The organism is Actinomyces timonensis (genome assembly GCF_040702965.1).
In the GTDB taxonomy this organism is placed as follows: domain Bacteria; phylum Actinomycetota; class Actinomycetes; order Actinomycetales; family Actinomycetaceae; genus Actinomyces; species Actinomyces timonensis_A.
In genome coordinates, this window is sequence record NZ_CP159989.1 from 1,806,734 (window position 1) to 1,819,740 (window position 13,007).

The 13,007-nt window shown below is 67.9% G+C and carries 9 protein-coding genes, 1 other RNA gene and 2 pseudogenes; 3 read left to right on the forward strand and 9 right to left on the reverse strand.

Going from position 1 to position 13,007, the window contains the following annotated elements:
- Positions 1-42: 42 nt before the first annotated feature.
- From ABXS69_RS07900 to ABXS69_RS07915, 4 genes and pseudogenes are all read right to left on the reverse strand, one after another.
- On the reverse strand, positions 43-882 hold the full coding sequence (locus ABXS69_RS07900) for an ATP-binding cassette domain-containing protein (protein ID WP_366180156.1): 840 nt from the start codon (positions 880-882) through the stop codon (positions 43-45).
- Positions 882-3,019: pseudogene (locus ABXS69_RS07905) on the reverse strand (dipeptide/oligopeptide/nickel ABC transporter permease/ATP-binding protein). Before ABXS69_RS07905 ends, ABXS69_RS07900 begins: the two are co-directional and overlap by 1 nt.
- Entirely contained in the window at positions 3,019-3,984 is a 966-nt protein-coding gene (locus ABXS69_RS07910; RefSeq protein WP_366180157.1) for an ABC transporter permease, read from the reverse strand. The pseudogene ABXS69_RS07905 and the gene ABXS69_RS07910 overlap by 1 nt, the downstream one beginning before the upstream one ends.
- A gap of 227 nt (positions 3,985-4,211) precedes the next feature.
- Entirely contained in the window at positions 4,212-5,846 is a 1,635-nt protein-coding gene (locus tag ABXS69_RS07915) for an ABC transporter substrate-binding protein (RefSeq protein WP_366180158.1), read from the reverse strand.
- A gap of 228 nt (positions 5,847-6,074) precedes the next feature.
- Between ABXS69_RS07915 and ABXS69_RS07920 the strand changes: the two genes are divergently transcribed.
- Together ABXS69_RS07920 and ABXS69_RS07925 are read left to right on the forward strand one after the other, a co-directional pair.
- On the forward strand, positions 6,075-6,752 hold the full coding sequence (locus ABXS69_RS07920; protein WP_366180159.1) for a GntR family transcriptional regulator: 678 nt from the start codon (positions 6,075-6,077) through the stop codon (positions 6,750-6,752).
- 120 nt (positions 6,753-6,872) lie between these two features.
- Positions 6,873-8,855 carry a solute carrier family 23 protein gene (locus ABXS69_RS07925; protein ID WP_366180160.1) on the forward strand — a complete coding sequence of 661 codons (1,983 nt, stop codon included), beginning with the start codon at positions 6,873-6,875 and terminating at the stop codon, positions 8,853-8,855.
- Positions 8,856-8,992: 137 nt separating this feature from the next.
- On the opposite strand, the pseudogene ABXS69_RS07930 reads toward ABXS69_RS07925, so the two are convergent.
- Positions 8,993-9,249 (reverse strand): annotated as a pseudogene (locus tag ABXS69_RS07930) (hypothetical protein); the annotation flags it as partial.
- Positions 9,250-9,429: 180 nt separating this feature from the next.
- Between ABXS69_RS07930 and ABXS69_RS07935 the strand changes: the two are divergent.
- A complete protein-coding gene (locus ABXS69_RS07935; protein WP_366180161.1) occupies positions 9,430-9,597 on the forward strand; it encodes a hypothetical protein in 168 nt (55 codons plus the stop codon).
- 235 nt (positions 9,598-9,832) lie between these two features.
- Here the strand turns inward: ABXS69_RS07935 and ABXS69_RS07940 are convergent, their stop codons facing one another.
- From ABXS69_RS07940 to ABXS69_RS07955, 4 genes are all read right to left on the reverse strand, one after another.
- Positions 9,833-10,438: an NAD(P)H-dependent oxidoreductase gene (locus ABXS69_RS07940; RefSeq protein ID WP_366180162.1), complete on the reverse strand. Its 606-nt coding sequence runs from the start codon at positions 10,436-10,438 to the stop codon at positions 9,833-9,835.
- A gap of 110 nt (positions 10,439-10,548) precedes the next feature.
- Positions 10,549-10,919: a transfer-messenger RNA gene (gene ssrA, locus ABXS69_RS07945) on the reverse strand.
- A gap of 119 nt (positions 10,920-11,038) precedes the next feature.
- Positions 11,039-11,581 (reverse strand): SsrA-binding protein SmpB, encoded by a 543-nt coding sequence (gene smpB, locus ABXS69_RS07950; RefSeq protein ID WP_366180163.1) that lies wholly within the window; start codon positions 11,579-11,581, stop codon positions 11,039-11,041.
- A gap of 137 nt (positions 11,582-11,718) precedes the next feature.
- The gene (locus tag ABXS69_RS07955; RefSeq protein ID WP_366180164.1) at positions 11,719-12,999 is read right to left on the reverse strand and encodes a peptidoglycan DD-metalloendopeptidase family protein; all 1,281 of its coding nucleotides are present in this window, start codon (positions 12,997-12,999) and stop codon (positions 11,719-11,721) included.
- Positions 13,000-13,007: the final 8 nt, after the last annotated feature.

Consider the following 13,007-nt stretch of genomic DNA (forward strand, 5'->3'; position numbering starts at 1 on the left):
TCCTGATTGCTGGGATGGGAGTGAGCACTGGGCGCGGCGCGCTCAGCCCTCGAGCAGGGACGGCACGGCGGATAGCAGCGTCCTCGTGTAGTTCTCCTGGGGGTTGTTGAAGATCTCCGCCGTCGCGTTCATCTCGAGGATCCGGCCGTAGTACATGACGGCGATCTTGTCCGAGACGTAGCGGACGGTGTTGATGTCGTGGCTGATGAACACCAGACCCAGGCCGAGGGTGGCCTTGAGGTCCTGGAAGAGGTTGAGCACCTGGGCCCGCACGGAGACGTCGAGGGCGGAGGTGGGCTCGTCGGCCACGATGATGTCCGGGTCCAGGGCCAGGGCGCGGGCGATGGCCACGCGCTGGCGCTGCCCTCCGGAGATCTGGCGGGGCAGGACGTCCAGGGCGCTGGGCGGCAGGCCCACGAGGTGCAGGAGGTCGCGCACGCGGGCCTCGCGCTCCTTGGGGCTGCCGATGCCGTGGACGTTGAGCGGATCGATGAGCGTGTCGTGCACAATCATGCGCGGGTTGAGCGCGGTGGCGGGGTCCTGGAAGACCACGGACACCGAGCGGCCCAGGGCCTTGCGGTCCGCGGCCGAGTGGCCGATCCGCTTGCCCTTGAAGTAGACCTCGCCCTTCGTCAGGGGCTGCAGGCCGACCATGACGCGCGCCGTCGTCGACTTGCCGCACCCGGACTCACCCACGAGCCCGAGGGTCTCGCCGCGGCGCACCGTCAGTGACACGTCGTTGACGGCGTGGACGGTGTCGGGCTTGAACAGGCTGCCGGTGCGCGACGTGTGGATGACGTGCGCGTTCTTCAGCTCGATGACGGGATCGGCCTCGGTCCACGCGCCATCGGCGGTGCCACGGGGGGATGTGCGTGCGGCCATCAGTGGGCCTCCTTCGCGAGGATCGCCTCGAGCTCGGGCGTGATGGCGAAGACGTGGTCCGGGTTGCCATCGACCGGCTTGAGGGTGGGGCGGGTCTCGAGGCCCACGGTGGGGTGGGAGGAGCGCGGCGCGAAGCGGTCGCCGGAGACGAACTCCGAGGGGCTGGGCACGGTGCCGCGCACCTGGTGGAGGCGGTTGGATCCCGCCTCGATGGACAGAACGGCGCCGAGCAGGCCCCGGGTGTACTCGTGGGTCGGGTTGACGAGGAGCTCGGTGGTCTCGGCCTGCTCGACCACCTGGCCGGCGTACATGACGGTGATCCGGTGGGCGAGCTTGGCGACCAGCGCCAGGTCGTGGGAGACGAACACCATCGCGAAGCCGAGCTTCTCGCGCAAGTCGTTGAGGAGGTCGACGACCTGCTTCTGGACGGTGACGTCCAGGGCGGTGGTGGGCTCGTCGGCCAGGACGAGGCTGGGGTCGCGGGTCAGCGCCATGGCGATGAGGACGCGCTGGCGCTGGCCGCCGGAGAGCTCGTGGGGGTCAGCTTCAGGGTGCGCTCGGGGTCGAGGCCCACGAGCTCGAGGAGCTCGGCGGCGGTGCGCTTGCCCCCGCGAGAGGTGAGCTGCTTCATCTGGGCGCTGATGAGCATGGAGGGGTTGAGGGACGACAGGGCGTCCTGGTAGATCATGCTCATCTCGTGGCCGCGCAGGGCGTTGTGCTGCCCGGGGGTCATCTCGAGGATGTTCTTGCCCTTGAACAGGATCTCGCCGGTGATGCGGGCGGTCGGGGGAAGCAGCCCCATGACGGCCATGGAGGAGATCGACTTACCGCAGCCGGACTCGCCGACCAGGCCCATCGTCTCGCCGGGGCGCACCGAGAAGGAGACGTCGTCGACGATGTTGACCTCGCCGTGCTGGGCGGGGAAGGCGATGGACAGGTTCTTGACCTCCAGGACCGGGGCGGCGCCCGTGTCGGTGTAGACGAGGCGGTCGCCGCGCTCGCGCTCCGCCACCGCCAGCTGCCGGAGGCGCTCGGCCAGCGGCACGTCCTCGGCGGCGGGCTCGACGATCCCGGTGAGGCTGCTCATCGCCCCGCCCTCGGCGGCGCCCGCGGGGACCGACGCGTTGGCCTCGACGGCGGCGCCAGCCTCGTCCCAGGCCTTGGCGGTCTCGACGGCCTCCATGGCCTCCTCATCGGCCTGGACGTCGACCTTGCGGCGGATGCGCGGCGAGGCCATGGCGTCGGTGAGGCCCTCGGACAGGACATTGAGGCACAGGGTGGTGATAAGGATCATCAGGCCGGGGAAGAAGGTCGGCCACCAGGCCCCCTGCAGGAGGAGCTCCTTGCCCTCAGAGAGCATGTTGCCCCAGGTGGGGATGTTGACGGACTTGATGCCCGCTCCGATGAAGGACAGCGAGGCCTCGAAGACGATCGCGTCGGCCACGAGCACGGTCGCGAAGACCATGATCGGGGCGAGGCAGTTGCGGGCGACGTGCTTGGCCAGGATCCAGGGCACGGCGGCCCCCATGACCTTGGAGGCCGCCACGTAGTCCTCCCCGAACTGGGACAGGATGTTGGCGCGCACGACGCGCGTGAGCTGCGGGATGTAGAGGATGGCGATCGACACGATGATCACCGGGAGCATCGGCAGGCTCTGGGACAGGGCGGAGACGAGCACGGCCGCCAGGGCGATGCCCGGGAAGGACATGAGGATGTCCAGGACGCGCATGAGGACCTCGGAGATCGACTTGCGCGCGGTGGCGGCGATGGCGCCCAGGACAACGGCGACGGCCAGGGCGAGGGCCGTAGCCGACAGGCCGACCACGATGGAGACTCGCGAGCCGTAGACGACCCGGGAGAAGACGTCGCGCCCGGTCTTGTCGGTGCCGAAGAACTGCTCCCCGTTAGGGCCCACGGTCACCGTGGTGATCTCGCCGATGCCCTCCTGGTAGCTGGTTCCCTGAGCGAGGCCCGTGGTGGAGGGGCTGTAGGTGGCGATGAACGGAGCGAAGAGCCCCATGAGCACGATCGCGAGCAGGACGACGACGGCGATCTTGGAGCCGAGCGGCAGGGTCTTCCAACCCTGGAAGCGCAGGCCGGGCTTGGCGGCCTTCTCGAGTGTGCGGCGGTGCAGCATCAGACGCTCCTGATTCGCGGGTTGACGAGGACGTAGAGCATGTCGACGATGATGTTGATAACGATGAACGCCAGCGCGACGGTGATCGAGACGCCCTGAACGATGTTGACCTCGTTGCGGGTGATGCCATCGAGGATGAGCTGGCCCATGCCCTTGATGTTGAAGATGATCTCGATGACGACGGCGCCGCCCATCGCGTAGCCCACACGCAGGCCCAGGACCGTCAGCGGGGTGATGAGCGCGTTGCGCAGGACGTTGCGCGCGACGACGATGCGCTTGGGGATGCCGGCGCCGATGGCGGTGCGCACGTAGTCGCGATCGAGCTCCTCGACCATGGCGGTGCGCACGACCCGGGTGAGCGAGCCGATGTTGGGCACAGCGATGGCCAGGGCCGGCAGAAACACCTGGCGCACGTACTCACCGGGGTCGTCGAAGAAGTGGACCCAGTTGGTGATGAGCGCCGGGAAGATCCCCACTCCCCCGGGAACGTCGGTGAGCCACTGGATGAGGAGCAGCGCCAGCCAGAATGAGGGGGTGGCCAGGCAGGCGATGGAGACAACGCGGATGACCTGGTCGGGCCAGCGGTCGCGGTACAGGGCCGCGATGATGCCGAGGACCGCCGCGAAGACGATCGCCACGGCCAGGCCGATGAGGGTGATCTGGAGGGTGATGGGGAAGGCGTCCGAGATGAGTCGGCTGATGTCGACGCCGGTGAAGCTCTGGCCGAGGTCGCCCTGGACGAGGCCGACGAGGTAGTCCCAGAACCTGGTCAGGAGGGGGTCGTTGAGGTGGTGGTCGATCCGATACTGCTCGAGGGCGTCCGCCGATGCCGCCTCGCCCAGCGCCAGGCGCGCGGGGTCTGCCGAGGAGAACGACATGACGACGAAGACGAGCAGCGTCACACCCAGCACCATGACGGGCAGCGCCAGGAGGCGCCGTCCAATCAGGCGGATGAGGTTGGACACTGGAGTGCTCCTTTGCTTCGGTGTCCCGCCCAGGCGGGCGGTGGTTGGCCTGCCGGCTCGCCCCGGCGCCCATGGGGCGCGAGAGGCCGGTCGGGAGACCTCAGATATATTGTCTGACGTCTGATGTTCAATAGCAAATCGGCGGAGATCCCGCCAATCGCGGCGCGGCGCTCCCCCGACGAGAGGGGGAGCGCCGCGCGTGCCTCAGGCGGATGAGTCCACGGGACTCAGTTCTTGTTCGAGCCGACCCCGATGAAGGACAGGCCGGTCAGAGTGATCGGCTTGAAGTTGACCAGGGTGTCGCCGTTCCAGGCCGTGGGAGTCTTGCGGTGGAAGATCGGGTAGACCGGCACGACCTCGGAGATCGCGTCGAAGATCTCCTGCCAGGCCTTGACCTGCTCGTCACCGGTCTTCTGCACAGCGGCGTCCAGCATCTCCTGGACCTTGATCTGCGACTCCTGCCCCTTCCAGTGGATGCGCTTGTCGATCCAGGTGTCACCGGAGTACCACCAGCGCAGGAGCAGGTCCGCGTCATTGCCGAACACCGAGGGGTCGCCGGGCGCGACGAGGATGTCGTAGGAGTCGGGGTCGCTGTCGATGCTGTTGTAGACCTCGGCGGACTTCTTCTCCTCATAGGTGACCGTCAGGCCCGCGGCCTCGAGGTTCTCCTTGATGATGGGGCGGACCGAGGAGAACCAGCCGTGGTCGGAGCACAGCAGGCGCACGGTCTTCAGGCCGGTCTCGGCCAGGAGGGCCTTGGCCTTCTCGGCGCCGCCGTTGGAGTAGTCGACCTTGGCGGCGCGGTAGGCGGGGTGTTCCTTGTGGACGAAGCAGGTGGCCGGGGTAGCCAGGCCGGCCATGCCGTTCTTGCAGATCGACACGTAGTCGAGGGCGTAGAGGATCGCCTGGCGGTTCTTGACGTCCTTCATGGCCTCGGAGCCGCAGTTGAACATCGCGAACAGGAGGCCGAAGCCCTGCTCGGCGCTGACCTTGACCGGGGCGGACATAGCGGTGAGCTGGGCGGCGGGCACGGCGTCGATCGCCTGGACGGTGCCGTTGCTCATCGCGTTGGTGCGAGTGGTGTCATCGGGCAGGATCTGCCAGGTCATGGACTTGGCCAGAGCGGGCTTGGAGCCGTTGTACTTGTCGTTGCGCTCGAAGACGACGGTCTTGGACGCGGCGCCGTTGTCCTTCATGACGTAGGGGCCGGTACCCACGGGCATCTGGTCGAAGGCCTTCGCATCGGCCTCAACGGTGGCCTTCGGGACGATCTTGACCACGGCGATACGCTCGGCGACCAGCGAGAAGGGGTACTTGAGCGTGATGGTGACGGTCTTGTCGTCCTTCTTCTCCACCTTGTCGAGGAAGGGGAGGAAGGAGGCGTACAGCGACTTGTTGTCCGGGTTGAGGACCCGCTCGAAGGAGAAGACGACGTCCTCCGCGGTGACGGCCGTGCCGTTAGAGAAGACCGCGCCGTCACGCAGGGCGACCTCGTAGCTCGTGTCGCTGACCTTGGTGGGTAGGGCGGCGCCGAGGGCCGGGTAGCACTCGCGGGTGGCGGGATGGATCTCGGTCAGACCCTCCATGGTGTGCCAGTTGGCGGCGATGGTCAGGGCCGACGTCGTCGTCAGCGGGTCATAGCCGTTGGTGCCGAGCTCATAGGAGATGCCGGCGGTGATGACGCCGTCCTTGTTGGTCACCTCGACATCAGGGGCGGCCGAGGAGCCAGCGCCACTGCTGGGCTTCTTGGCGGTCCCACCACCGCAGGCGGCGAGCGTCGCCGCGATGCCGGCAGCCAGGCCCGCGGTGGAGCTGATCTTGATGAAGTCGCGCCGGGAAGCGCGGGGAAGTGAAATCGCCATTGATGGACTCCTGAAGATCTGACGTCTCATGTCCGACGTAGGTAGGATGACTTTAACAGGTCCGACCCGCTTCCAGCCAATCATTGACGGCGCCATGTCAGAATCGCTATAAGACCTTGATCACTGAAGACCCGATCACCGAACCGAAGAGCGAGAAAGTGAGGTGCGCCACATATGGCCCCCGGAGAAGCCCTGCGCAGTACTTACGTCGCCCTGCACCCGGCACCGATGACTCAGGCGTCCACCGCGATGAGCGCGATCAAGGACTACATACTCTCGCACCACCTCCGACCGGGCGACCCGCTGCCCACGGAGTCCAAGTTGTGTGCCGACCTCGGCGTGTCGCGCTCCTCCGTGCGCGAGGCGGTCCGCACGCTCGTCGCTCTCGACATCGTGGAGGTCCGCCATGGTCAAGGCATGTTCGTCGGCCAGGTCTCCATGCGCCCGATGGTCGAGTCCCTCGTGTTCCGGGGCCTGCTGGCCCCGGGTGATGACTACGCGAGCCTGCGCGACGTCGTCGGGGTGCGCATCACCCTGGACATGGCGCTGGCCGACGAGGTCGTCAAGGTGTGGAAGGGGCGCCCCGACCCCGTCCTCGACGGCTACATCGACGACATGGAGGAGCTCGCTGCCGAGGGCAAGATCTTCTCCGAGCAGGACCAGGCCTTCCACGCCCGGCTCCTGGAGCCCCTCTCCAACCACCTGTGGGCCTACCTCATCGACGCCTTCTGGGCCGTCCACACCCTGACAGTGCCGCTCATGGACGCGCCCGCCGCGGAGGACATCATCACCACGGCCAAGGCGCACCGCGAGATGCTCGAGGCCGCGCGAAGGGGCGACGTCGAAGCCTACCGCGAAGCGACCCGCAAGCACTACGCCCCACTCACCTCGGCCCTGGGCGCCTGAGCCCGCGCCGCCACCCGACCCTGTCGGCGCGGCGGCTCCGACGGGACCGGTTTCCCCCGCTGGCCGGGGCAGGACACAATGGCGCTGTTCTTGTCCCTCTCCGCACTCCCAGGAGAACGCATGACGCAGGGCCGCGCCGTTAGCACCACCCCCGCCACGCCTGCCAGAACCGTCGACCCGGTCGACGCCGTGCCGCCGATCGGCAGGCTCTCGATACTCTCCATCCAGCACGTGCTCGCCTTCTACGCGGGCGCCGTCGTCGTCCCACTGGTGATCTCCTCCGGCCTCCACCTGGATGCCGCGACCACCATCCATCTCATCAACGCAGACCTCTTCACCTGCGGCATCGCCACGATCATCCAATCGGCGGGCCTGGGGCCCAGGATCGGCGTGCGGCTGCCCCTCATCCAGGGCGTGACCTTCACCGCGGTCTCGCCCCTCATCGCGATCGGCATGACCGCCTCCGGGGGTCAGGGCGGGAACGCGGGCCTGGCCACGATGTACGGCTCGATCATCGCCGCCGGGGTCCTCACCTTCCTCGCGGCGCCCTGGTTCGCCCGCCTCCTGAGGTTCTTCCCGCCGGTGGTCACCGGCACGCTGCTGACCGTCATGGGCACGACCCTCATGAGCGTCTCAGCGGGAGACATCGTCTCCTGGGGCACGAGCGCTCCCGAGGGCGCCACTGACGCGCGGATCGCCGCCCTGACGATCAAGGGCCTGCTCTACGCCCTGGGGACGCTGGGCGTCATCCTCCTCGTGCAGCGGGTCTTCAAGGGTTTCATGGCCACCATTGCCGTCCTCGCGGGCCTCGTCGTCGCCACGGCGGTGGCCCTGGCCCTGGGCGACGCGGACTTCTCCGGGGTGGCTGCCGCGGCGCCGGTGGGCCTGACCACCCCCTTCTTCTTCGGCATCCCGCGATTCTCCCTGGCCGGCATCGTGTCCATGGCCATCGTCATGGCGGTGACCGCCGTGGAGACCACCGGCGATGTCTTCGCCACCGGCGAGGTGGTCGGTCGACGAATCACCTCCCGCCACATCGCCAACGCGCTGCGCGCCGATGGGCTGTCCACGCTCCTGGGAGGGGTCTTCAACTCCTTCCCCTACACCTGCTTCGCGCAGAACGTCGGACTCGTGCGCCTGACCCGGGTGAAGTCGAGGTGGGTCGTCACCGCCGCGGGCGGGCTCATGATCCTCCTGGGCCTGCTGCCCAAGGCCGGGGCCGTCGTCGCCGCGATCCCCGCCCCCGTCATCGGAGGGGCGTCGCTGGCCATGTTCGCCTCCGTGGCCGTGGTGGGCATCCAGACGCTCTCCAAGGTGGACATGCATGACAACCGCAACGCGGTCATCGTCTCCTCCTCCATCGGCCTGGCCCTGCTGGTCACCTTCAAGCCCGACCTGGCGGGCATGATGCCGTCCTGGCTCGCGATCCTCTTCGGCTCGGGCGTGACCATCGGCTCGATCACCGCCGTCGTCCTCAACCTGCTGTTCTTCCACGTCGGGCGCCAGACGGGCCCCGATGTGGCGCGCGTGGACGGCCGCCCGGTCAACCTGGAGGAGGTCAACGCCATGGACCGCGAGCGGTTCGTCACGGTCTTCTCCCCCATGCACGCCGGCGTCACGTGGCCCGCCGAGCGGGTGTGGGAGGGCATCCCCTTCGAGTCCACCGCGCGACTGCGCGAGGCCTTCCAGGACGTCGTCCTGTCGGCCAGCGGCGTGGAGCAGGCCACCCTGACCGCCAACTACCGGGACATCGTCGACCTCATCCTCGGCCAGGGCGCCGAGGACGATCCCCAGGCGGGGCTCGACACGGCCTCGCTGGCCCTGGGCGAGTTCAACGACGCCGAGGCCGCCGAGCTGCGAGCGCTGTCCGAGGCCTACCACGAGCGCTTCGACCGCCCGCTGGTCATGTACGTGGAGCGCTTGGCCGACCGTTCCCAGCTCATCTCCCGGGGCTGGAACCGCGTCGAGGCCTCCCCCGAGCGCGAGGCCCGCACGACGATCGGCGAGATCGTCGACATCGCCGACGAGCGCTTCGACGCCATGATCGCCGACGCCAACCCCGTGCGCAGCGCCTGGGCCCGCAAGTTCGAGCAGCTGGACTGACGCGCGAGCATGCTGATGGCCGCTGATGGCCCCCGCGCCGGGCGGTGCGGGGGCCATCAGGATGGGTGGTGCTCAGAGGCCGCGCCGGTATGCGCAGTGTGAAGGTGCGTCATTGAGGTGGTGCTGGCCTGCGCCAGGGCGGCGAGGGTGACCTGGAGGGCGGCGGGGCCCACCAGGCCGACGTCCTCGCTGACGAAGCGCACCAGCCGGCGCGCGATGCAAAGGGGGCCTCGCCGCCGCCGAGCATGCGGGCCAGCCAGTACAGGGCGGCGTCCGGGTCGCCGCCGCGCATGGGCTTGCGCAGCGCGGGGATGAGATTGTCGTGCTCCTCGCCCGTCCTGTCGTACAGGCGCGCGCGGGAGGCGACGACGGCGGTCAGGGCTTCGGCGTCGAGCGCGCCACCGTCCTCGGGCAGGGCGAAGACCTGCTCGGGGAGACTCGCGTCGAGAACGATCCGATCCTCCAGTTCGCCGAGGAGTCCCTGCCTCAGTTCCGACGGGACCCGCTCCCCTGGAAGCTCCTTTTCGCGATGCGCGCCGCTTGGATGAGGAAGGAGGCGACGTCGGGTCACCCCGTGAGTCAACGGGAGTTCGCCAAGCGCCAGACCACCGACGTCGGAGCGACTCCTGAATGCGATCGGATGACGCCTCGCGGTGACGACGGCAAGCAGAAGACGGCGCGCACCCGCAACCGCGCCCTCGGCGAGGAGCCCTTGGCCATCGAATACGACCTGACGGACTGATTGCGCATGAAGCCCTCAGGCGGGTCGAGGCACAAGATCGGCATCCCTCGCAACATGCCCACGTCCGCACGCGGACTATTGCGCGCCAACGCCACGTTGAGCGAGGACGAGACCCCCGGCGGGGACCCGAGTTCCCGCTTCGCGCCCTGAGCATGAAACGCCTTCACTACTTTCCGCGCCAACAGACCCCAACAAACTCCGAGGAGCCAGGCGGGCTCCGGGCGCACCACCCGCCTCAGGATGCGCCCGTAGTATCCAGAACTTTATTCAGATGCTCGATCAAACCGGCAAGCCCTTCGTCATTGCGAGGGTTCTTGAACACGTCATAAATGTGATAAGCGGGCAGGACGTCGAAGCCCGTGAAATAATACGAGGCCGCCAGCTCACTGAGAGCCTCGTCGGCGCTGAGCCCGCGGAACACCGGAGAGTCATCGTTACTGAACGCCGCAGCCGGGGCATTCCATGTTGCGCTGAACATGAACTTCTTACCCTGCATCAGGCCGCCAGATCCGTATGGTTTCGTCGCATCGGAGCGAGTCCTCCCATCGCCTGTCAGCATGGTTTGTTCTTGCAAGCCGACATTGAATGTGTCATCAATGTACTTCTTCCACGTCCATGGGGCGCCGAACCAGTTGACCGGAGTTTGCAAGACGACTAGGTCGGCCTCAAGGTGCTTACGCGCCTGATCGGCCGGGTCGTAGCCATGGTCGATGATTGTCGTGGTCACCACGTCCCCACGAGCAGTGAAGAAATCCTGCATCATCGTCATCGCCGACGCGTTTAGCGACCCCTCCGACCAACCGGGGTAACGGTGGTGAGCATTGATTAGAAGAACGTTCATGAAATTCTCCGCGATCGCTTGTTGCCAGCAAACGCGTCATCTTAATGATGACGCGCCCCTGCAAGGAACTCGTTTCGCACGCACACTTTTTATTCGAAGTTGAGCGCAGATGGTGGAGATGGGGGGAATCGAACCCCCGTCCGACGGTGGCGCAACAGGACTTCTCCGGGTGCAGCTCGCTAGTGGTTTTCTCGGCCCCGGCGTCTCACGCGAGCAAGGACGCCGACGGGCTCAGTCACCTAGATGTCCCGAGGTCCCCGGTGACATGAGACCTCAGCAGTGGCTCCCTAGATGACGCCAGGAACCGGGGCGGAAGCGATCCCCGGGCTGACGGACTTCGAGGCTCGCTCAGGCGGCGAGGGCGAAGTCGGTGCGAGTGTTATCGGCACCTATTGGTTCGCGCAGAGCGTTGACGAGATGACTGCGCATCCTCGACCCGCTTCTCCTGAACCCACGACCGTCGTCGAAACCGATCATCCCCTATGGAGTTGTACCGCCGGCGAGGCAACTGCGCGCGCCCACGGCGACCACCCACCATAGCAGGCTATCCATGCCGCGGTCCAGATGGGCCGCAGGCCGGACCGCCCGGAGCTCCAGCACTCAACCCCGGCGCCGGTTGGCGGCCGCCATGGCCCGCTGCGCCTCGCGGTTGTCCTGCGCCTCGCGCAGCGCCTGCCGCTTATCCCAGTCCTGCTTGCCCCTCGCCAGGGCGATCTCGATCTTCGCCCGGCCACCGATGAAGTACAGCTCCAGCGGGACGATGGTGAAGCCCTTCGCGGCCACGCGCACGGCGAGCTTGGCGAGCTCGGCGCGGTGCAGGAGGAGCTTGCGCTTGCGGCGCGGGGCGTGGTTGTTCCACGTGCCCTGGAGGTACTCGGGGATGTGCGCGCCCTGCAGCCAGGCCTCGCCGTTGCGGTCGATCTCGATCCAGGCCTCGGTCAGCGAGGCCCGCCCCATGCGCAGGGCCTTGACCTCCGTTCCGGTCAACGCCAGTCCCGCCTCGTAGCGGTCCTCGATGAAGTAGTCGTGACCGGCCTTCTTGTTGCGGGCGATCGTCTTGTGGGCGTCCGAGGCGGCCTTGGCGCGCTCGCCCGGTGTCGCCTTCTTGGGCTTGCCCTGCCCTGACCTGCCCGATGAAGCCATGGTCGTCTCCCTCCGGTTCACGATGCGATCGCCGCGCCGCCGGGCCCTGGCTGGAGCCGAGGGCGGGCGCGGCGCGCGGACTGGTGAGTCTACGCGCCGCGCGGGTCCCCTCGCGCGCTGGGCGCTCCGCCGCGGGCTCAGAAGCCGGGCAGCGACATGGGATCGATGTACACGCCGTCCCGGGCGACCTGGAAGTGGACGTGCGGGCCCGTCGCGTAGCCCGTGGAGCCGGTGTACCCGACGACGTCACCGCGGTTGACGTACTGGCCGTCCGCGATCGCCCGCCCAGAGAGGTGGCACAGGGTGATGACATAGGAGTGCCCGTCGATGTAGCCGGCGTTGATGTCGATGCCGATTCCGCAGGACGGGGAGTCCCAGTAGGTGGCCGTTCCTGACACTGAGGCGTACTGCGAAGCGCCCTCGGCGGCGGCGAAGTCCGTTCCCTGGTGCCCAACGCCGACCCCGGTGACGGGGTGGATGCGGAACCCGAAGGGTGAGGTGACGGTGAGCGGCCCTGGGATCGGGTGGCCGATGTATCCCGATCCCAGGGAGTCCGCGGCGATGGTGTCCGAGGAGACCCCCGTCTGCCCGGCGGCGTAGGCGGCCCGGTTCTTGGCGTCGATCTCCGCGATCCTGGCCGCCGCGGCATCGGCGTCCTTGGCGGCCTGGGCCTGCTGGGCCTCGAGGTCGGTCTTGCGGGCCTCGAGGTCGGATGCGGCCTTGGCCTTCTGGGCCGCCAGGGTCGAGACGTTGTCCCGCTTGGTCTTGGCGTCATCGCGCGCGGTCTGGGCGGCGGTGGCGGCGGCGTCGGCATCCGCCTTGAGGGTTGCGACCCGGCTGGTGGCGGCGTCCTGGCGCGCCTTGCGGTTGGCGTCCTGGGCCCGCTTGGCCTCCGCGGCGGACAGCACCGACTCCTGGAGGCCGGAGGCGATCTGCATCGTCTCGGCGCGGGAGCTGAGCTCCTCGGCGGAGCCCGACTCCAGGATATAGGTCAGGGAGGTCACCGAGGTATCGCCCTGGTAGGCGGACACGACGAGCTGGGCCACGGAGCCGGAGGTCTCATCGGCGGCGGACTGCGAGGCGGAGGCCTCCGCGGTGATCCGCTCAAGGGAGCCCTCGGCGATCGTGAGGCGATCAGCGGCGGTCTTCTTCTCGCGCTCCTTCTCCTTCAGGGTCGTCTCCGCGGTCTTCAGCTCGGTCTCAGCGGTCGTCAGGCTGGTCTGGGCGTTCTGCAAGTCGATGTAGGCCTGCCCCAGGTCGGCTGAGACCCCCTCCAGGGAGGACGCGAGCTCAGCCTGCTTGCGCTGCGCCTCGTTCTGCTCATCGACGGCGTCGGATCGGTCATCCGCCAGGGCAGAGGACATGGGAGTCAGGCACAGGGCGGCAGCGAGGAGGATGGGGAGGCTCCGGCGGGACACGGCTCAGA